The sequence below is a fragment of the Natronolimnobius sp. AArcel1 genome (genome assembly GCF_011043775.1).
In the GTDB taxonomy this organism is placed as follows: Archaea; Halobacteriota; Halobacteria; order Halobacteriales; family Natrialbaceae; genus Natronolimnobius.
In genome coordinates, this window is sequence record NZ_JAAKXY010000001.1 from 133,584 (window position 1) to 153,121 (window position 19,538).

16 protein-coding genes and 1 tRNA gene are annotated in these 19,538 nt (G+C 58.4%); 6 read left to right on the forward strand and 11 right to left on the reverse strand.

Features of this window, described 5'->3' with window-relative positions; all coding sequences use genetic code 11:
- From G6M89_RS00700 to tatA, 4 genes are all read right to left on the reverse strand, one after another.
- Positions 1–2,076, reverse strand: coding sequence for a type II secretion system F family protein (locus tag G6M89_RS00700; RefSeq protein ID WP_165159881.1), 2,076 nt, complete (start codon positions 2,074–2,076; stop codon positions 1–3).
- Positions 2,073–6,185: an ATPase, T2SS/T4P/T4SS family gene (locus tag G6M89_RS00705; RefSeq protein ID WP_165159883.1), complete on the reverse strand. Its 4,113-nt coding sequence runs from the start codon at positions 6,183–6,185 to the stop codon at positions 2,073–2,075. The genes G6M89_RS00700 and G6M89_RS00705 overlap by 4 nt, the downstream gene beginning before the upstream one ends.
- 537 nt (positions 6,186–6,722) lie before the next feature.
- Positions 6,723–6,795, reverse strand: a tRNA-Arg gene (locus tag G6M89_RS00710).
- A gap of 14 nt (positions 6,796–6,809) precedes the next feature.
- Positions 6,810–7,127 (reverse strand): twin-arginine translocase TatA/TatE family subunit, encoded by a 318-nt coding sequence (gene tatA / locus G6M89_RS00715; protein WP_165159885.1) that lies wholly within the window; start codon positions 7,125–7,127, stop codon positions 6,810–6,812.
- A 389-nt stretch (positions 7,128–7,516) separates the two neighbouring features.
- Here tatA and G6M89_RS00720 point away from each other — a divergent pair, with 389 nt between their 5' ends.
- Both G6M89_RS00720 and G6M89_RS00725 read left to right on the forward strand, forming a co-directional pair.
- Complete coding sequence (locus tag G6M89_RS00720; protein WP_165159887.1) at positions 7,517–7,996, forward strand: redoxin domain-containing protein; 480 nt, start codon at positions 7,517–7,519, stop codon at positions 7,994–7,996.
- A gap of 91 nt (positions 7,997–8,087) precedes the next feature.
- A complete protein-coding gene (locus tag G6M89_RS00725; RefSeq protein ID WP_165159889.1) occupies positions 8,088–8,921 on the forward strand; it encodes an HD domain-containing protein in 834 nt (277 codons plus the stop codon).
- Between the two features lie 324 nt (positions 8,922–9,245).
- Here the strand turns inward: G6M89_RS00725 and G6M89_RS00730 are convergent, their stop codons facing one another.
- The 7 genes from G6M89_RS00730 to G6M89_RS00760 form a co-directional block, all read right to left on the reverse strand.
- Entirely contained in the window at positions 9,246–9,470 is a 225-nt protein-coding gene (locus G6M89_RS00730; protein WP_165159891.1) for a TrmB family transcriptional regulator, read from the reverse strand.
- Positions 9,471–9,732: 262 nt separating this feature from the next.
- Entirely contained in the window at positions 9,733–9,921 is a 189-nt protein-coding gene (locus G6M89_RS00735) for a hypothetical protein (RefSeq protein ID WP_165159892.1), read from the reverse strand.
- A 94-nt stretch (positions 9,922–10,015) separates the two neighbouring features.
- Positions 10,016–11,851 carry an FAD-binding protein gene (locus G6M89_RS00740; RefSeq protein WP_165159893.1) on the reverse strand — a complete coding sequence of 612 codons (1,836 nt, stop codon included), beginning with the start codon at positions 11,849–11,851 and terminating at the stop codon, positions 10,016–10,018.
- Between the two features lies 1 nt (position 11,852).
- A complete protein-coding gene (locus tag G6M89_RS00745) occupies positions 11,853–12,737 on the reverse strand; it encodes a succinate dehydrogenase/fumarate reductase iron-sulfur subunit (protein WP_165159894.1) in 885 nt (294 codons plus the stop codon).
- A 1-nt stretch (position 12,738) separates the two neighbouring features.
- The gene (locus G6M89_RS00750) at positions 12,739–13,104 is read right to left on the reverse strand and encodes a succinate dehydrogenase hydrophobic membrane anchor subunit (RefSeq protein WP_165159895.1); all 366 of its coding nucleotides are present in this window, start codon (positions 13,102–13,104) and stop codon (positions 12,739–12,741) included.
- The gene (gene sdhC, locus G6M89_RS00755; RefSeq protein ID WP_165159896.1) at positions 13,104–13,529 is read right to left on the reverse strand and encodes a succinate dehydrogenase, cytochrome b556 subunit; all 426 of its coding nucleotides are present in this window, start codon (positions 13,527–13,529) and stop codon (positions 13,104–13,106) included. The genes G6M89_RS00750 and sdhC overlap by 1 nt, the downstream gene beginning before the upstream one ends.
- A gap of 154 nt (positions 13,530–13,683) precedes the next feature.
- Positions 13,684–14,799, reverse strand: coding sequence for a succinylglutamate desuccinylase/aspartoacylase family protein (locus G6M89_RS00760; protein WP_165159897.1), 1,116 nt, complete (start codon positions 14,797–14,799; stop codon positions 13,684–13,686).
- A 200-nt stretch (positions 14,800–14,999) separates the two neighbouring features.
- Here G6M89_RS00760 and G6M89_RS00765 point away from each other — a divergent pair, with 200 nt between their 5' ends.
- From G6M89_RS00765 to G6M89_RS00780, 4 genes are all read left to right on the forward strand, one after another.
- Positions 15,000–15,749, forward strand: a complete 750-nt coding sequence (locus G6M89_RS00765; protein WP_165159898.1) for a GNAT family N-acetyltransferase — start codon at positions 15,000–15,002, stop codon at positions 15,747–15,749.
- A 324-nt stretch (positions 15,750–16,073) separates the two neighbouring features.
- A complete protein-coding gene (locus G6M89_RS00770) occupies positions 16,074–17,543 on the forward strand; it encodes an oligosaccharide flippase family protein (RefSeq protein ID WP_165159899.1) in 1,470 nt (489 codons plus the stop codon).
- Positions 17,544–17,637: 94 nt separating this feature from the next.
- Positions 17,638–18,984 (forward strand): RimK family alpha-L-glutamate ligase, encoded by a 1,347-nt coding sequence (locus G6M89_RS00775; RefSeq protein ID WP_165159900.1) that lies wholly within the window; start codon positions 17,638–17,640, stop codon positions 18,982–18,984.
- A 93-nt stretch (positions 18,985–19,077) separates the two neighbouring features.
- A complete protein-coding gene (locus G6M89_RS00780) occupies positions 19,078–19,323 on the forward strand; it encodes a PRC-barrel domain-containing protein (protein ID WP_165159901.1) in 246 nt (81 codons plus the stop codon).
- The last annotated feature ends 215 nt before the right edge of the window (positions 19,324–19,538 follow it).

Below are 19,538 nucleotides of genomic sequence, written 5' to 3' on the forward strand. Positions count from 1 at the left end.
TTAGGCCACCAGTACCCAGCCGACGAGTGCGATCGTTGCGAGCGCAACCGCGTATTTCAGCCCGCTGAGGACGTCTGCATCACGGATGTACCCGCAGATAAATCCGGAGAGGATCCCCTGCATCGCGACGGCGTGGAAGAACAACACCGATAGCATATCGACATCGATGTTTTCACTCAGATCTGCATCGGCGATCCCATCGGCACCGCCACCTGCAGCATCGGCGTCAACATCACCACCACCGGCCTCGAGTCCGGCCATCGTATCGATGAACTGAGTTTTAAGGATTGCAATGACGGCGAGGACGGTCATGAACGTCATGATGATGATGACGACCTGCATCCGAGTTCGGGATTTGCGTTCGCGCTCGATGTCGTCGTGATTCTCGCTGGCGCGGGCAGCCGTCCGCAGGACATCGGTGATCTGATTCGACGCTTCCTGTGCTTCGGTAATCAGTCGCGTCGAGCGAGCGAGTCGCGGAATATGATACTTGTTGTTGAACTCGATAAGTGCCTCTTTGAGGCTCATGCCGTAGTTGACCTTCGTGTGCATCATCTCGAACTCACGAGCTAGTTTGCCGTTGGTCGTATCAGAGACGGATTTGAGCGACTCGAGTAAGGTCAAGCCGGTGTCGTTGGCGCTGCCGAGTTTACGGAGGTTCTCCGAAAGGTTGTTGACGACTGCGTTTCGGTGTCGAACGTTCCACTCGCGGAAAATCGAGAGTGGAATTGCAATACAGTACAGCGGCACGTAGAGGTAGATGAACGTCCCCCAGATCGGATTCTCGAGGAGGGCGTTCCACGAGAGCGGAGCCGAGTCGGTCACCATCGCAGTTGTGACGACGACCAGTGAGACTGGCACCGTTACTGCAAGCGTATACAGGGGGTTATCTCGGAAGAAAATATGTGGCTTTTTGAGGACCTGCATGGTCTCGTGGGTTCCCTCGCGGTTCTTGATGCGGTCGAAGACACTGCGCTCGCCGGTGAACTGCTCGACGAGTCCGAGGTTGAGCAGGCCGCGCTCCTGAGCACTTTTGATCCGCTTGTCGTCACCGCCCATCGTCAGGAAGCCATCGCCAGGTTCGTCGTGTTTGACCGTCGAGACGAGTACGAGAAAGGCGATGCTGGTGAGCGGAATCAACCCGTAAACGGTCAGATACAGCATCTCGTTAGAGACCTCCGCGTCGGGAATCATCTGCATGACGACCATGATGATGATCAAAAGCAACGGGAACAGCGACAGCGTCATGTACATTTCGCCGAACAACTCGAGTGTCTCGAGAGTGATTTCCTGTTCCTGCTTGGCTGTCCGCATGTGTTTTTCTTTTTTATCCTCGAGGAAGCTCTCCATGTCACCGCCGCTGTTGACAATCGAGAGCATATCCGTCAGGAACTGCGAGAGTTCGTCACTTGGCGTCTCGAGTGCCTGTTTGCGGATCGCAGTCCGGTAGTCGACGTCGAAGTACTCGGTCTCTTTGACGATGCTCTGGAACTCTTTTGAGACCTCACCGTAGGTGTCGTCAGCCTGTGCCATCGCGTCGATGATCTCGAGTTGGTTGAGACCTCCGACCGACAGCGCGTACATGAACGAGACCGAGTCGGTGAGGAGCATGTTGATCTCGCGCTTTCGGGCTGATGCCCTCGAGTACGGAATCGCGACGAGCGAGCCAAAGCCAGTCGCGAATCCGATGGTCCCGAAAACAAGACCCGTGATGAACACGAGCGCTGGCACGCGAAGCGTCTCGAATGCCGTGATGAGCGTCTCATTCTGGAGTGGCATGCCAAACGCGCCGACGGTGATGAGCCCAGTCGCAAAGAGCGCGTAGCCAAGGGTCAATCCGAGAAGCCACAGCGCGAGGCCGGCGATGAACCCAATGCCAAGTGCGCGCGAGAGATACAGTTCAACCGGGTCGGTCATCCGGGCCTGTGCGAGTTTGGTTTCGACGTCCGCAGTGAACTCGCTTCCCTCGCCGAACAGGCGGTTGTACAGGGGATAGAATGCGTTGCCGAGTACGTCTGAGCCGGAGCCAAGACTCCCAGTTCCCCCGCTGGCGCTATCATCGGTCTGGAGGCTCATGTGTCACGCTCCGCAGATTCGTCACTCGAATCTTGCTGGTCACCCTCACTATTCTCGTTTGGCTCACTGTCTGCGTCTGTGCTATTGTCCGCATCTGCGGCGTTCTCGTCTTCAGTGTTTATTTCGTCTGCGTCGCCAGCCTCGTCCTCGTTGTCGGTGAAGATCGACCCGTCGTCAGTCTCTTCCCGTTCATCAAATAACGAACCGGATTCCGTGGTCTCTTCCTCGTCGGTCTCCGTGAACACCGATTCGGATTCGTCACCAAATATCGACGATGTGTCTGTTGGTGACTCTCCATTTTCTGCTGGAATCGCCTCATTGTTGCCATCCGTCACCGCGTCGCCAGTTTCATCGGGTGACTCGTCCTCGGTCGCAGCAGATTCGGCGTCTCCTGCTTGTGACTCGAGTGTCGGGTCGTCAAGTTCAATCGTCGGCGGGTCGCTGTCTGGTGCTGACTCCGCCGCTGGCTCATCTTTCCCCGCTGATTCAGCGCCAGTATCGTCCGGTGCTGTCGCCTCCTCGCCGTCAGACTCGCTCGTCATCGACTCGTCGATCTCGATCGTTGGAACGTTCTGTTCGGATACCTCATTCGAGTTGGCGCCGTCGTCTGTGGCCGATGTGTCCGATGATGACTCTGTGTCTGGTGCCGGCTCTGATTCGAGTGTTGATTCGACTTCTGAATCCGGTTCAGGCTCCGTCTCAGATGCTGGCGCGTGGTCGGGCGCTGGTGTCGACGCGGTCTCGGCTTCCGACGTCGACGTGGTCTGTGAGCCTGCGTTCGTCTCCCAGGCGTCCGAAGCCGACGGTGATTCTTCTGACTCTGTCTCAACGTCGGACAGATGCGCGGTGAAATCACCAGAGCCTTCGCCTGCACTCGAGTCCGGATCGAAAATCGAACCGGACGATTCCTGAGCGAAGACCGGGGAATCGTCGTCTCCGTCGGTCCCCTCATGGCCTGGCGCTGGTGCATTCGTAGTCGCTGTCTCGGCTTCATCGAGTTCTGCAAGCGCCTCACCCATATTTTCAAAGAGTCCACCGAGGTCGTCATCGGCATCGGGCGCGACCGAGGATCCGCGCGCTCCGAGTTGCTCGTTGACCGCATCCTCGGTCGACGGCTCTGCATCTGCGGTCTCGATCGGATTCATATCGAACTGCCCGGTCGAGGATCCACCACCTACGCCACCAATATCCGTACTACTTCCGGCACTCGAGAACGGATCTGAATCGGCACCGCTGCTCTCGTCAGTTGGCCCAAACCCACCGTTGGACCCCGATGCAGTACTGGCACTGGCCGTCGTACTCGAGCCGGTGTCCGCACCTGCGGTTGCCGTATCAGTGGTTCCTGATTCATCGAACCCAACCTCGAAGTCGGTGTCGTCAGTGATCCACGACGGCTGGTCACTGGACCCATCCGAACCGACTGTAAAGCCACTCGCATCGGACCACGAGTCGTTCCCGGTGCTAAACGAGTCGCTGAAGCCGAACTCCTCGTCATCGCTGGTATCGTCGGCCTCAACATCGATCGTCTCTGCGTCCTCGATATCCCCGAGTGCACTTGCAAGCCCGCTGGGAACTTTCCCACGATACTCTTCGAACAGCGACTCCTCAGCTCGCTCGAGGATGTCCGTCGACGTATTGTACGTCTCTGTTGTCGGGTCCGGCCGGGGGACGAGTTCCTCCTTGTCCTGATCGACGTCGATCAGCACGCTCTCCATCTCACGGAGATCATCGAGGCTGTCCTCGAGTTGCCCGTTTGCGATGAGCGTCAGAATCGTCTCTGGATCATTGATAAACGCCTGTGCGGTCGCGGCGACTTCCGCGTAGGTGTTCAGTTCGTTCTTGATGAGATAGGCGAGGATGACCTGGCGCTTGAACAGTTCCTGCTGGAGTTTCTCGTTGTTCCAGCCGCGGTCGAACTGGATTTCCTCTAAGGTGTTCGAGTCCCCCATCTTGAGGTACTCGTCAGTTTCTGCTTGCCACTGGTAGACGTCCTGAACGTTGATCTCGTCGTTTTCGGCCTCGTAGTGGTTAATCTCCGTCAGGGACTTGTTCCGGCGAACCTTGTTCCCCTGTACACGTGTCTGAGTCTGGATCGAAACCAGATCCAGCGCGGTGAACATCGTCTTCGAGACGTTGATCGGGTCCGTCGTGAATCGTTTGAGGACCTCGTCGACGGAGTCCGCGTGGAACGTCGTATACGTGGTGTGACCCGTCGACATGACCTGGAACAGGGTTCGACCTTCCTCACCACGGATCTCACCCATGACGATGTAGTCAGGCCGCTGTCGCAGTGCAGCCTCGAGCAGGTCGAACTCGTCGACGTCACCCTGCTCGTCGTCGGAGAACGAGGGGCGCGTAATGCTTGCAATCCAGTTTCGCTGTGGCAACTCGACCTCGCGTGTGTCCTCGATGGAGACGATCTTTGCACTGCTTGGGATGAACAGCGAGACCGCATTCAGCGAGGTTGTCTTCCCGGATGCCGTCCCGCCAGCGAAGATCAGGCTCTTGTGGTTCTCGATACAGAGCCAGAGAAACGCCATCTCGTCGAGTGAGAAGGTGTTCCAGTTGATCAGGTCGATTGGCGTGAACGGGACGTCCTTGAACTGACGGATGGTGTAGTTGGTCCCGTGGTCGGAGACTTCCTTCCCCAGAGTGAGTTGGGCACGCGACCCGTCGGGAAGCGTCGCATCGACCTGTGGGAGCCGTTTACTGATCCCCTTGCCCGAGCGCTGGGCAAGTTTGACGACGAAGTCGTCGAGTTCGTCCTCGCCGTGGTAGATGTTCGAAATAATCTGCTCGTAGTCGGAGTGATAGACGAAAACGGGCGAGTTGTAGCCATCACAGGAAACGTCCTCCACGTTGATGTCGTGTTTGATGCCATCAATCCGCTCGTAGCCGATGAAGTTCCGTTTAAGTAAATAGAGGAGTTTCTCGACCTGGTACTCGTTCAACGTATCCGGATCGTCCGCGAGGATAGCAGGTTCGGGACGGACCTCGATTCCCTCGAGTTCATCGGGACCGTCCTCGTCATCCTCATCGTCGTCGTTCAGGAGCGACTGGACGGTTTCGATGATGCCCGCCGTCTTGCTCCCCGCAGTCTTCTCGAATAGGTCGTAGCGTTTCAGCAGCCGGCGTGTCTCGTCTTCGATGACGTTTCGCCGGCCGTCCTCGTTCGCTTTCTCTTTAATACCGTCGTCGGAGTACTTGATTGCCGTCCGGAGTTTGCCCGAGAGGAACTCCTGTAAGTCCCCCTCGATCTCGTTGATGTACGGCTCGATCATGTAGTACTTCTTCTCGTTTTCCTTCTCGGAATGGAAGATGACGACGTAGGCGTAGGGCTTGTTGACCCAGTAACGCTCGACCTCTTGGTAGTGGGTCTTTTTGTCCATCGGCACCGACTTCTCGAGATCGTAGCGATTCGAGAGCGTCGTCGCGCCGTCGGCCGTCGAGAAGAAGTCGTCTTCCTCGATATCGTCTTGGACGTTGACCGTCCGTTCCTCGACAACATCGTCGAGTTCCATCGCCCGGTCCGCGCCGACAGTCAGTCGCTCCTCGAGCGTCTCGGGATCGAATCCGAGCGCCTCTTCCTTGTCGTGGCGGACGATCTTGCCGTCACTATCGCGCGGTCGACTGCCGTCTTCCTCGTAGTAGTACTCCCACTTGTAGTGCTCCCAGGTCCAGACGTCTTTGACGACCGGCGTTGTCTCCGGATCGACATACTTGAGAAACGATCGCTCGAGAATATCGTTGTTCGTCCCTGCAGTTGGAAGCACGTGGTCACGAATATCGTCCGGATGATAGCCCAGATAGACAGACGGATCGAACGAAACGCGATCCCAGTCCTCACCACGTGGCACCGTCGAGACGCTCGCTTCACCAGTCTCGAGACCGAGCTGGTCGTCTTCGTCGGGAGTCGGATCGTCCGGATACAGCGCGGAAATCTCCTCGCCGTAGCCGTATTCGGTCATAAAATCTTCCCACGAATAGTCGCCGACGCGAACCCGGCTCGAACCCGACGTGGCAGCCCGATTGCCCTCCGACATAGCATCGGACGCGTCACCCGCTGACGTCCCCCCGGCGCCCGATTGTTTGCCCTCGTCAATAGCCATTACATTCACGCTATCAGTCACCCTTCAAAAACCTCATCCATACATTACCACATCTGATAATCTTCTTCGCTAAAATTGTGTGAAAATACACACGTTCGTAGTGCCATACTCGAGTACTCACTCGCATATGAGTTACTCGGCTATGACACAGTGCAAACGCGGTATGCTAGTCGTTGTCCACACCTGACACTGGTGGACTGTCTCACGCAGACTGTTCAGGGCGCTCGATAAATCGTCTCGAGGACGGAACAGCCTCGAGAAGCGAGTTCGATGATGCCCCCGGTGTCACTCAGCTAGCACTGTCGCTATCGTTTGATTTTCAGGAAAACGGGCGTGGCGGGATTCGAACCACCTGAACGTCGCTCGCTATCGCTCGCTTGTTCCATAGTTCAAGAATCCCGCACGATCCGTTATCGCCCTCGTATTCACTCGGTACGATAACGGGCGTGGCGGGATTCGAACCACGGTCGTTCCGCTTCGTTTCACTCCCTGATTCGAATCCGTGCCCGTCCACTCCTCACGTCCGTTCGTCGCGGACGGGCGTGGCGGGATTCGAACCCACGATCAGAAGGTTAGGAACCTCCTGCCCTCTCCGCTAGGCCACACGCCCCGGCAAAAACCGCGTTAGTTGGTTTCCGTTTCTGTCTCGGTGTCGACGTCAGCGTCAGTGTCCTCGGCAGAGACCGGCTCCGTGTCGACGAAGTCGGTGTCAGCCTCGTCCTCGTCGAAGTCCCCTTCGAAGTCTCCGTCGCGCATCTCCTCGAGTTCTGTTTCGACCTTCTCACGCCCCTTCTGGAATTCGCCCATAGCCTCACCGGTCGAGCGAGCCAGCTTCGGGATCTTGTTCGCCCCGAAGAGCAAAATGGCGATGAAAAGGATGATCAAAAGTTCCGGACCCCCGGGTGCGCCGGGGATGAACAGCGGTGCGATTTCGGCTACCATCTCTATGCGTGGCTTACCGGCTGGCAATTATAACCTTTTTGGACCACTTAGTAACGTACAAGACATCGAAAGTCCGGTTTCGAGGCGCTGCCAGCCACATCGTACTCGAGGACACAAACCCTCCGGGAGAGCAACGCAAACGCGTTTTTCTCACGCACTGGCAACTCACAGTCCCTCTCCTCGGGTAGCGCTCTCGAGGCGCAACTCGCCACCGTTCCGCGGCAGACGCCTTGTGAGCGGGACCGAAAGTGGTACGATAAGTAAAACCACTGCTGCTCGAGGCGGGGTCGAATGCAGCTCACGCACCTCCTCACAACCCACCACGAACAGAACGGCGCAGTCGTCCGCGAACGAAACTATCTTTCCCGGTTAGACATAAGGGATAGTCGATGGTAGATACTGGCGACACTGCACCCGACTTTACCGCACCGCTCGCAAACGGCGACGTCGACTCGTTCACTCTTTCGGACCGACTCGAAGACGACGCGCCAATCGTTCTTGCGTTCTTCCCCGGTGCGTTCACGGGCGTCTGTACCGATGAGATGTGTACGTTCCAGGACCGCCTCTCGGCCTTCGAGGATCTCGACGCCTCGGTCTACGGCGTCAGCCGTGACTCGCCGTTCTCGCTCAACGAGTTCCGCGACCAGAACGACCTCGAGTTCGGCCTCCTGAGCGACTTCAACAAGGAAATCATCGACGACTACGGCATCGCGATGGACTTCGACGACCTCGGCGTCTACGGCGTTGCCAAGCGTTCGGTCTTCGTCGTCGACGCCGACGGCGACGTCACGTACGCGTGGGTCAGCGACGACCCCGGCGTCGAACCGGACTACGACGAGGTCGAGGCCGCTGTCGAGGACGCAGCCTAACGACGCGAACCGATACCGATTCCACGCGGGTTGCGCGCGACGTCACCACCCGCGCCGTAGCGCTTTTTTGTACCGCAGTCGACCATCCACTATGAGTGATTCTGCCGCCGATGATCTCCCCGAGGAGGCTGATGAGGATTCCGGACGGATCTACGAACCCGACGCTGCACACCACTTCCCCGACGAGAAACTCAACCGCGTCCTCGAGTTCATCACAACCGACGAGGAGATCCAGACGTATCTCGAGGCCCAAAACATCAATGCGGTTGATCGGATGCAGTACAACGACCACGGTGCAAAACACATCGAGATCGTCCGCAATCGCGCGCTGTGTTTATACGACCTGCTGAAAGCCGGTGGTGTCGAGTTTCACGCACATCAGCAGGGACTCGCCGAAGAAGACGAGGCGGTCATCGTCGCGCTTGCTGCGACGCTTCACGACGTTGGCCACGTCGTCCACCGTGACGACCACGTCTACTACTCGATCCCGCTTGCGGCCGATATCATGGATCGCGTGCTCCCCGAATTCTACGACATCGCAGACACGGTCCGTGTCAAAGGTGAGGTCCTCCACGCTATTCTGTGTCACCACACGGCCGAAACACCGCTGACGAACGAAGCAGGCGTCATCCGCGTCGCAGATGCCCTAGATATGGAAAGCGGGCGCTCACGCATCCCCTACGAACACGGCGGGCGGGGTATTAACACGCTCTCGAGTCAGGCGATCAAACGCGTCTCACTCTACGAAGGCGAGAGCCGCCCCGTAATGGTCGAAATCGCGATGACCAACGCTGCAGGTGTCTATCAGGTCGATAACCTCCTGAAGGAAAAACTGCACAACTCTGGACTCGAGGATTGCATTCGGATCGTTGCGGTCAACACGAACGAGAACCACGAGCAGTTAGTCGAACGGATCGAGCTCTAGGGACGAAGTTTTGCTCTGTCGTTCGAAAGACGCTCGCGTCTTTCGTGATGACGAGAGAGCTCCGCTCTCTCGAACCACGGGCGCGGCACGCCGCGCCCTCGGCAAAAATTCGATTAAAAGCACTCCTCTTTCCCCGCCAGCCGCGCACAGCGCGGCTTTTCGGTCAGTCGTCGGCCCGCTCGCTCACTTCGTTCGCTCGCGGTCGATAGCTGTGTGATGGCCTACCCTCCCCCGGTTCGCGGAGTCGCCGTCAATCGCGGCGACTCCGCTCTCGGCCATTGTTATCGCCCGTACAAGCACTGTACTACGACTCCGACCGCAAAATCAAACCAGTTCGTAGCGTCCGTTTCGGCGCTCGAGGTGGCCGCGCTCACGGAGCGTGCCAGTGATCGAAAGGACAGTGCTCTTGTTGACGTCAAGCGCAGATCGGAGTTCATCCGCCGTTGCGCTGCCGTTTGTGGTGAGATAGAGATAGACCAACTTCGCACGAGGAGAGGCGAGGTCCTCCGGCATCGACACATCGATTCCCTGTACCGTTGTCGGACTCATACTCGTGAGTCACTGTTTCGACGATAATAAACCTATGTTTCAACGATTGTCGAAGATTGGCCCACGATAGCGGGGTGTCGCGGCCTCTTCGAACTTTCTTTGAACCTCAAAACGGACCTACTTGCCGCCGTTGGGACTCAACGCTCGAGAATGTTGGTTTCACTGATCGTCGTGAATATCGTTCCGTGTGACCAATACCCACAGGGTGCCGGAGCACTACGAACATGCCGTAAGCGAGTGGCAGTGCGGGTTTCAGTCGCGTTCAGGAAGACTCGAGTACCAGTGAGAGTTTGGACATCCCCCAGGCGAACGATAGGAGTCCAACGAACGTGAGGTAGGCGACACCGAACGGGACGATGATGACCGGCAGCGACCCGTAGAACGCGTAGCCGGCCGCCAGCAGTAACGGCACCACGACCAGATTCGCCTTGATGAACCGCTCGAGACCCATAGCTGCATAGCAGCCCTGCGTGTACAAAGTCGTGGTGATGTTACGGACGCGGCGCTGTGGGCGAACGATATCACGAGGAGAAATAGAGGCGGTGTTAGTAGCTGCGGACTTTCGGCTCGTAGGTCTTGTCCTGGCCCTCGAGGATGACGGGGCGGTAGAAGATGTTTGGTTCGCCGTCGTCCCACGAGATGAGCGTGTGTTTGAGCCACTCCTCGTCTTTGCGCTCTTGGTGTTCCTGACGCCAGTGAGCGCCGCGGAACTCCGTGCGGACGAGTGCGCCAAGTGCAATTGTCTCGGCGACATCGATCAGATTGCGCGTCTCGTAGGTCATCTGGAGGTCGGTGTTGAACGTCCGCGATGGGTCATCAACGTAGACGTTCTGGTACTCCTCGCGGCACTCGCGGATGACCTTCAGTGCCTTCTTGATGCCGTCTTCGGTCCGGAAGACGTTGACGTAGTCGGTCATCGCGTTCTGGAGCTTCGAGCGGATCTCGGCGTGCTGGACGCCATCGTCTTTGTCCATTAGATGGTCGACACGCGTTCGCTCGCGTTCGACGGCACGCTCGAGGAGGCCGTCAGCGTCGGCGGTGACGCCTCCGTCGGCGGCAACACCATCGCTTGTCTCGATTCCGGCCTCACCGGGCTGGACGGGCAGTTCGGTGTCGTCGTCTTCGACATCGTCGCCGTAGCCAGTGCGAATCTGTGGCTCGCCGAGGTCGTCGCCGGCGGCGTGGCGGCCGGCGCGTTTCCCGAAGACGATCAGTTCCGGCAGTGCGTTGCCGCCGAGTCGGTTCCCACCGTGGACGGAGACACAGGCACACTCACCGGCGGCGTAGAGACCGTTGATGTTGGTCTGGCCGTTCTCGTCGGTCTCGATGCCGCCCATCGCGTAGTGCTGACCGGGCTTGACTGGCATCGGCTCGACGAGGCCGTCGACGCCCTCGAAGTCTTCTGCAAGGTGCAGAATGTTCTCGAGGCGGTCGAGGATGCGGTCTTCGCCGAGGTGGCGCATGTCGAGGTGGACGTACTCGTCTTCGACACCGCGGCCTGCATCGACTTCGTCGAGTTCGGCGCGGGCGACGACGTCACGGCTTGCGAGTTCGCCGGAGTTGTTCGCGTAGCCGTGTTCGAACATGAATCGCTCGCCCTCGTTGTTGTAGAGGATCCCACCTTCACCACGGACACCCTCGGAAATGAGGACACCGGTGGATGGTAGCGAGGTTGGGTGGAACTGGATGAACTCCATATCCTCGAGGGGGACGCCTGCGCGGTAGGCCATTGCGTGGCCGTCACCGGTACAGGAGACAGCGTTAGTGGTGTGATCGAAGGCCTGTCCGGGGCCGCCGGTCGCGAGGACGACACCGTTGTTGGCTTTGAAGCCCTCGATCTGACCGGACTGGACGTCGTAGGCGACGACGCCGTGGCACTCGCGGTCGTTTGGATCGGCTTCGTCGGTGGTGACGAGATTCATTACGTACCACTCGTCGTAGACCTGAATGCCGTGTTTGACTGCCTGCTCGTACATCGTATGCAGCAGGTGGTGTCCCGTCTCGGCACCGGCGTAGGTCGTTCGTGGATAGGAAAGGCCACCGAACGGGCGCTGGGAAACGGTTCCGTCCTCTTCGCGCGAGAACGGCATTCCCCAGTGCTCGAGGTTCATCGTTTCCTCTGGGGCGTCCTGTGCGAGGGTCTCGACTGCCGGGGCATCGCCCAGGTAGTCAGAGCCTTTCATCGTGTCGTAGGCATGGAGTTCCCAGTCGTCGCCCTCTTGCAGGGCGGCGTTAATGCCACCCTCTGCTGCGCCGGTGTGGCTGCGAACCGGGTGGAGTTTCGTGACGAGGGCCGTGTCGGCTCCCGCCTCGCTCGCTGCGACCGCGGCTCGGAGGCCGGCACCACCTGCGCCGACCACGATAACGTCGTGTTCGTACATATTACCAGAATTTCAGGTTCTTCTTGACTGCTTCGCGCTTGAGCTCCTGAATGTGCTCGGTGAGCGGAATGTCTTTCGGACACACCTCGGTACAGGAGAACTGGGTCTGGCACCGCCAGACGCCGTGTTCCTGCTCGAGAATGCGGAGTCGGTGCTCTTTGATGTCGTCGCTTTCGCGGTCGTCCATCGCGAACTTGTAGGCCTTGTTGATCGCGGCCGGGCCGAGATATTCGTTGTCGCCGGCGGCGATGTTACACGAGGACATACACGCAGCACACCAGATACAGCGCGAAGACATCTTGATCTTCTCGCGGTTTTCTGGGCTCTGGCGTTGCTCCTCTAAGTCGTCCGGATCTGGCGTATCCTCGTCCTGGAAGTACGGCTCGACGGCGTGCATCTGGTCGTAGAAGTGGTCCATATCGACGACCAGGTCCTTGACGACCTCCTGATGTGGCAGGGGTTCGATGCGAACCGGCTGCTCGAGTTCGGAGATCTGGGTTTTGCAGCCGAGTTTCTGCGTGCCGTTGACGAAGAAGGCGTCGGAGCCACAGACTGCCTGGCGACAGGAGTGACGGAAGGTAAGTGAGGAATCGAACTCGTCGCGGGCATACATGACCGCGTCGAGGACGGTCATCCCCTTCGTGAAGGGGACGTGGAAGTCGTCGAAGCGCGGTTCCTGTTTGGCTTCGACTTCGGGGTCGTAGCGGAACACTTTGAGGTGGACCGTCTCGTCAGCGAGTTCGGCCTCCTTCTCGGCGTGTTCGTCGACCATACCGCCTTCTTTTTCTTTGAGTCGGCGCTGCTGTGGCGACTCCGCCCCTTTCATCTCGGGGTCTTTCGGTGACTCCTGGCTCTCTGGCTCTTGTTGCTGCTGTTGTGTACTCATGTTAGATGAAATCCCCCATGACAAGTGCAACGTAGGTACCCTGCGCGACGAGTGCTACCCCGGCAATGACAAGGACCGCAAGCACGACCTTCTTCTGGGTGCCCTCGAGGCCCTGATTGACCAACGCGTTGTAGACGCCGTTGACGCCGTGGAACGCCGCGGTGACCAAGAACAGTATCATCGTGATAAAGTAGCCCACGTTCTCCATGCGGGCTTGTGTTCCCTCGAACGTCACGTCTGCGGCGTGATTGACGAAGTGTAGTTGGAAGAAGTGGAACGCGAGCACGACAACGAGAAATGCCGCCGTGATGCGCTGGAGCAACCAACGCGTCCCGCCTGGCGTGAACGACGAGTATCGTTCTGCCATTAGAAGCCCACCCCGTCCATGAAGGTTGGGACGCTGGCCACGGTAATAAGACCAGTGAGGATCAGCGAGGCGTAGAAACTCTTATCTTGGGCATCAAGTCCAATCCCGAGATCGACCATCAGCAGACGAAGCCCGTTCAGGATGTGGAAGACGGCCACTGCGAGCAGGCCGACCTCGAGCACTCGGATGATAAAGAGGGACTCGAGACCCTGAATCGTTACTGTGTAGATATCTGTCTGGTCAGCGATTGCCGCTTCGTTTCCTGCTGCACCAATAGCTGTACTCAGCACGGCGATGTGGGTAAACAGGTAGCCGATCAGCATCCACCCGGTGAATTTGTGGAAAATCCACGCCCACATCCCGGCCGAGAACTCCTTCCACCGCCCGAAGTCCTCTATGAGGCCGCGATTGTAAGACTGACTCATGCGCTCATGTGGACCGTTTGACCGTGGGGGTATAGAACTTACTTTTATCTCGCCGAGAACGTGTGACGCGCATGAATAATTGGCAGTGATTCGCAACCGGTGTCAAGTCGATTGCGCTCGAGTGCCAGACCCAGTGACAGGCCTCGAGACACACTTACTCGCGCTGTCGAAGCTTCGACTGTGAACGCTGTTCTGTATGTTCACGCTCGAGGGCAACTTGCGTGTCCGGCGAGAGCCCAACGAGGTGACAGAGCGGGTTTCCGGGGTAGACAACCGGATTCTCGAGGACACCGACGACGAGGCCGGTAAAGGGCGCTTCAACGGAGACGATGTCCTCTTCTTCTTTGAAGGGGTTCGTAATCGAACAGATGACGTCGCCGCCTCTGACGAGTTCGCCGCGGCCGTGTTTCATGTCGACGATCCCGCCGGCGTCGGCGCGAATCCAGGTCTTCTTGCTCGAGTCGTCGATGACGGTGCGCCAACCGGGCCAGTGGACCGACGAGTCGGGATGACAGCCAAATTCGGCGAGGACACTCGCGACGCCGGTTAGCGCACGGTCGATGAGGCGGCGCTGGAAGCGGTGGGCTTCGCCCATCTCGACGGTGATTGCCGGCACACCTGCATCAGTTGCTTCGCGCCGGAGCGTCCCGGATGGGCCTTCGCCACCGATGATGACGTTCGAACTGAACGCGTTGGCAAGGCGGGCGACCTGCCCGTTGCCCATGTTGGCTCGGACGTGGAGCATGTTGGTTCGCCCGCGCGTCGAGGTGTGAAAGTCAATCCCCAGATCGCAGGGCTCGATGAAGTTCGTAAAGATACGGTGGGCCATCCGCCGCGCGCTCGTCGAGCCTTCCCGGCCGGGAAACGATCGATTCAGGTCTCGGTCGTAGATCGGCAGATAGCGCTCCTGGGCGAGAAAGCCCGGGACGTTCATCACGGGCAGACAAACGAGCGTGCCGTGTAACTCGCTGTGATCCCAATCGTGGGCCACCTCGCGGACGACTTCGATGCCGTTGAGTTCGTCGCCATGGGCCGCCGCCGAGAGAAATACTGTCGGACCAGGGTGCTCGCCGTTGACGATTGTCACCGGAATCCGTACCGGATCGCCCAGATACGTCTCACTAATCCCATAGCGAATGTTCGCCGATTCGCCGGGATCAACTCGCCCGCCGTCGTAGGTAAACGCCTCCTCGAGAGGATCGGCGTCAGCGGTGGTCCCGCCATCACAGACGGGCCTGTCACCGTCGACGTCCGAACCGTCGTCGCTCATACCCTCGTCTGGGTGGGCAGCAATGTGAATCTTGTCGTTAGCTATAGTAGTCACTGCACGTCAGTGTACACCTGATCGCCAGGGGATTCGGCGAGCAGTGGGTCACTCGGTGCAGTTGTCACGGTCCGAACGCCGGGCAACTGCGGGAGAAACTCGCCCCGTGGGCATACGTTTTGTAGGAGGGCGTGATACCACCTCGCATGGAGATCCGTACTGCGACCGATTCGGATACCGAAACCATTCGCTCGATTGCCCAGCAGTCGCTCAGTTCGACGTATACGGACTTCCTTGAGAGCGAAACGATCGATCAGGCTATCGAGCAGTGGTACGGCGACTCGTTCAGCGACGACCTCGATACCGCGGACAGTCTCGTCCTCGTGGTCGAACGCGATGGCGACGTCGTCGGCTTCTCACAAAGTGACCTGATCGGTCAGCAACACAGCACCGGTCGCATCCTCTGGCTCCACATCGACCCCGACCATCGTGGCGGCGGGACAGGTGTTCGTCTGCTCGTTCGCACCCGTGAACGACTGCTCGAGGAGGGTGCCGACCACATTCAAGGCCTCGTCCTCGCGGATAACGAGGGCGGGAACGCCTTTTATGAAAATCACGGCTTCGAGCAGGCCGGCCAGCGCGAGGTCGACATCGGCGAGGAAACGTTCACCGAAAACGTCTACGCCGAAGGCGATCTCGAGGATGAGGGCTGGAGCGCAATCGACGAACTCGAGATAGATGGCGAAACGGTCTACGTCAACTACGGCGAGGCCGCTCGCGGCTCGAAATCGCCGTTTTACAGCGCCTACGAGACGGATGACCGTGAGGAGGTGTACGCCTGGCTCTGCGGGCAGTGTGACTCACTCGATAATACGATGGATACGATGGGCAGAATCCAGTGCAACGTCTGTGGTAATCAGCGAAAAGCGACTCGCTGGGACGCTTCCTACCTCTGAGTGCACCGGAAAAAGACGGTTACGACGTCCTTGTGCAGTACCGAATTGGGACGTAACGCATCCCTAGTGTGGAACGATGGTATCAGGATAGCAGTGCGGCGGTGTTCGCTTGGCTTCGAGCGTTACTGGGCGACAATCGCTCGAGACCGCCTGTATGAGGCTATTTCGCCGGAGTATCTTGGTCTTTCGTCCCTGTGGACTCGAGTTCGTCCCTGTTGACGCTGCATTACAATTGTCCCACTCCGTGACCGACAGAGTAGTTCGGTCGTCAGCTCGCAGTGACCGGAGACCATCGTCCGGTGCTATTCACCCGCTATCATCTCTATGAGTACCCAGGATCACATCGTTCGCGGCTTCAAGGCAACGCTCGTCGCTCGAGCAATCTACATGGTCTCGAGCGCACTCTTGATGTTCGTTCTCGCGCGCTTTCTGCTCGACCCGGACGGCTACGGCGCGCTGTACTGGGCGATAGGCATCTTGGCTATCGTCCAACTGTTCGCCGACGTGGGCCTCGGGAAGTCCGTCGCGAGATACATTTCTGAATACAGCGAGAAAGACCCCGGTCAGATCCCGCATCTGCTGCGCTCGACCATCGCGTACAAACTGGTTATCATCGCTATCGTGGCCTATGCGCTGTTGCTCTTTCACGAACAGATTGCGGTCATGCTCGGCGAGCCAAGTGCCGCTCCCTTCCTTGCCGCAGGCGTCCTCTACATCGTCGTCAACTCGTTTAACTCCTTTACGCAGGTCGCGTTTCAGGGCTTCAATCATCTTCAGTATAGCGCGGCAACGCAAGCCATCGGCGGCGCGATGCGTCTCATCTTCGCCGTCATCTTCGTCATGGCAGGTTTTGGCGCACTCGGCGCGCTGTTTGGCTACATTGTCGGCTACGCCATCGCCGCCGCGTTCGGGCTCGGAATCCTCTATTTCAAATTCTATCGCACCTACGATCCGGCCGAAGAGTACGAGCAGGGCCTCTCGAGGCGCTTGCTCGAGTACAGCGTACCGTTGACAGCGACCCGGAGTGCGAACGTCGTCGATAAACAGATCGACACCGTCCTCGTCGGTGTCTTTCTGACGCCGACGGCAGTTGCGTTCTACACACTGGCAAAGCAGATTACGGATTTCGTGCTTGCGCCCGCCGAATCGCTCGGCTTTACGATTTCGCCGAACTTTGGGGAGTACAAGGCGAACGGCAATCTTGCGGAGGCGCGCCAGATCTACGAAACGTCACTGCTGAACACGATGTTGCTGTACATTCCTGCTGCGGTGGGCCTCGCAATCGTCGCCGGCCCGTTCATTACGATGATCTTCGGTGCCGACTACGCCGGTGCCATCGTCGTCTTGCAAGTGCTCACCGCGTTCGTCGTCTTGCAGGCGATCACGAACCTCACCAGTGACAGTCTGGACTACCTCGGTCGCGCTCGCTCCCGCGCGATCGCAAAAGGAGTCACTGCCGCGGCGAATCTCGTCCTCAACATCATCCTTATTCCGACGATGGGCGTCGTCGGCGCAGCGGTTGCGACGGTTGCGACGCACTCGGTCTACGTCGCGGTCAACGTCTACATCGTCCACAGCGAACTGTCGCTTCGACTCGGTTATCTTGCCCGGTCGATGGGGCTGATCTGTGCAATCACTGGCGTGATGGCTGTGACTGTCCTCCTCGTGACGCCGATGGTCTCGAACATTCTGATGCTGTTTGGCGCGGTCGCACTCGGTGCGGCAATCTGGGCGGTACTGGCCGTTCTCAGTGGTCTTGTTGACCCGAATGAAGTTCGCTCCGTGATGAGTTAACGTGACGGCCAGGTAACTCCTACAAGCCGCTCAGAGCCGCAGAAACAGAGAGATGACGGCGAATACTTAACCTCGCAGTCGATGTCTAGGAAATATGGCTGTCGACGAGCCCGTCACCGTTGGGGTACTAAGTTTACACACAAGCAAAGAGACCAAAGCAATACTCAACGCCGTCGAGGCATTGGGACACGACACCGCGTGGCTACGCGCGGAAAACACGTCGATCAGCATTGAGGACGGAAGCGTCGTCCTCGAGCCGACTGTCGACGTGATCGCGAACCGAATGCTGTTATCGAACACCGAGCAGCCAGCGGAGGAACTCGGCCTCGCAAATACGTTTGCCCAACTCGTCCCAATGCTCAACGAGCCGTCGTCGGTACTGACGGCAATGCACAAGCTCTCGACGGCGACGACACTTGCGGCCAACGATGTCATCGTTCCCGACGTCACCCTCGCGTTACATAGCGACACCCTCAATGCGGCTCGAGACCGCTACGGCGAGGAGGCGGTCTACAAGACTGCAATTGGGACACACGGCGGGGGGACATGGAAGGTCGGCCCCGAGGATCCGATCAACGCCAAGGTCGGCAACCGATATGCTTTCTTACAGGAACTCATCGACCGCGACGACGCGCGCCACCGAGATATTCGCATCTACGTCGTCGACGGCGAGGTTATCGGCGCGATGTATCGCTATGCACCTGACAACGATTGGCGCACGAACGTTGCACTGGGTGGCAGTGTCGAAAATGCGACTGACGACCTGCCCGACGAAGCCCGCGAGATGGCTCGCCGTGCGGCTGACTCCATTGGCCTCGACTACGCCGGCGTCGATCTCGTCGAGAGCGACGACGGCTGGTTCGTCCTCGAGGTAAACCCGACGGCTGGATTCAAAGGGCTGTATGAAGCGACTGGTATCAGCCCTGCACCGGCCATCGCGAAACTCGCAATCGAGCAGGCAGGCGGCACGGTTGATACTGAGCGCGTGTCGGAGCTCTCGACCGTATTAGACGACTCACAGCCAACGGCGCGACCGCCTCAGTCGATTCAAGACGACAGCGAACGAAGCGTCATTGGCTACACTGAAGAGGTGGTCCTGTCGGGAACAAGTGGCTCGAAATCGGTGCTCTCGAAGTCAGATACCGGCGCAACCCGGACGAGTATCGATACGGCACTTGCGGCAGAGATCGGGGCCGGCCCAATCAAGTCGATCACACGTGTTCGCTCGGGCAGCAGCAAAACCGCAAAGAGCCGCCCAGTTGTCGATGTTGTCGTCGGCGTTGGTGGCAACCAACACACTGTAACCGCAAGCGTCGAAGACCGCAGCCATATGGACTACCCTGTCATCCTCGGACGTGACATTTTGGGCAACTACCAGGTCGACGTGAGCCGACGCGCGGACGCCGATATGGAGGACATGCCCGAGGAAGAAGAGGAGTAAGCTCGAGCCAACAATACACCGATCGTAATTGCCGTCTCTTATGACTGCTTCACCGATTAGTTTATTGACTATTCTTACGAACATGAATCTACGATGGCGACGGTCCTCGCATCCACCCTCTCCGGCAAACCCGTGATGAGCACGAACGGCGAAGAACTCGGCACGGTCGAAAATATCACGATGGACGTCAACAGCGGCGCGCTCGAGGCGGTTCGCGTTGCGCCAGCCAGCGACACGATTCGTGGATTCGACCGTACTGACGACGGGTCGTTACTGGTCCCCGCAGCGTGTCTGTGTGACGTCGATGACTACTTGCTCGTCGAGCGTCCAAGTCACTGAGGCCACTACCGACGACTGCTGTGTGGCAGTGTGCAGACAGTTGTAGTTGCGACTATATTGTCACCTGAGTCTATCATCGAGTGACGATCGTTTGAATGGTGACTCGAGTCAGCAGTCTGGCTGTTGTGAGGGGTTGTCTCGCGACCGACGATAACAAAAATTCGCAGATTGGAAAGTTCAGTTCTCACTGGCAAAAGACATCCTTCGCGAAGTAG

Coding starts and splice junctions, on each gene's coding strand:
- G6M89_RS00700 (WP_165159881.1), bottom strand. CDS start 2,076: ATGAGCCTCCAGACCGATGATAGCGCCAGCGGGGGAACTGGGAGTCTT.
- G6M89_RS00705 (WP_165159883.1), bottom strand. CDS start 6,185: ATGGCTATTGACGAGGGCAAACAATCGGGCGCCGGGGGGACGTCAGCG.
- tatA (WP_165159885.1), bottom strand. CDS start 7,127: ATGGTAGCCGAAATCGCACCGCTGTTCATCCCCGGCGCACCCGGGGGT.
- G6M89_RS00720 (WP_165159887.1), top strand. CDS start 7,517: ATGGTAGATACTGGCGACACTGCACCCGACTTTACCGCACCGCTCGCA.
- G6M89_RS00725 (WP_165159889.1), top strand. CDS start 8,088: ATGAGTGATTCTGCCGCCGATGATCTCCCCGAGGAGGCTGATGAGGAT.
- G6M89_RS00730 (WP_165159891.1), bottom strand. CDS start 9,470: ATGAGTCCGACAACGGTACAGGGAATCGATGTGTCGATGCCGGAGGAC.
- G6M89_RS00735 (WP_165159892.1), bottom strand. CDS start 9,921: ATGGGTCTCGAGCGGTTCATCAAGGCGAATCTGGTCGTGGTGCCGTTA.
- G6M89_RS00740 (WP_165159893.1), bottom strand. CDS start 11,851: ATGTACGAACACGACGTTATCGTGGTCGGCGCAGGTGGTGCCGGCCTC.
- G6M89_RS00745 (WP_165159894.1), bottom strand. CDS start 12,737: ATGAGTACACAACAGCAGCAACAAGAGCCAGAGAGCCAGGAGTCACCG.
- G6M89_RS00750 (WP_165159895.1), bottom strand. CDS start 13,104: ATGGCAGAACGATACTCGTCGTTCACGCCAGGCGGGACGCGTTGGTTG.
- sdhC (WP_165159896.1), bottom strand. CDS start 13,529: ATGAGTCAGTCTTACAATCGCGGCCTCATAGAGGACTTCGGGCGGTGG.
- G6M89_RS00760 (WP_165159897.1), bottom strand. CDS start 14,799: ATGAGCGACGACGGTTCGGACGTCGACGGTGACAGGCCCGTCTGTGAT.
- G6M89_RS00765 (WP_165159898.1), top strand. CDS start 15,000: ATGGAGATCCGTACTGCGACCGATTCGGATACCGAAACCATTCGCTCG.
- G6M89_RS00770 (WP_165159899.1), top strand. CDS start 16,074: ATGAGTACCCAGGATCACATCGTTCGCGGCTTCAAGGCAACGCTCGTC.
- G6M89_RS00775 (WP_165159900.1), top strand. CDS start 17,638: ATGGCTGTCGACGAGCCCGTCACCGTTGGGGTACTAAGTTTACACACA.
- G6M89_RS00780 (WP_165159901.1), top strand. CDS start 19,078: ATGGCGACGGTCCTCGCATCCACCCTCTCCGGCAAACCCGTGATGAGC.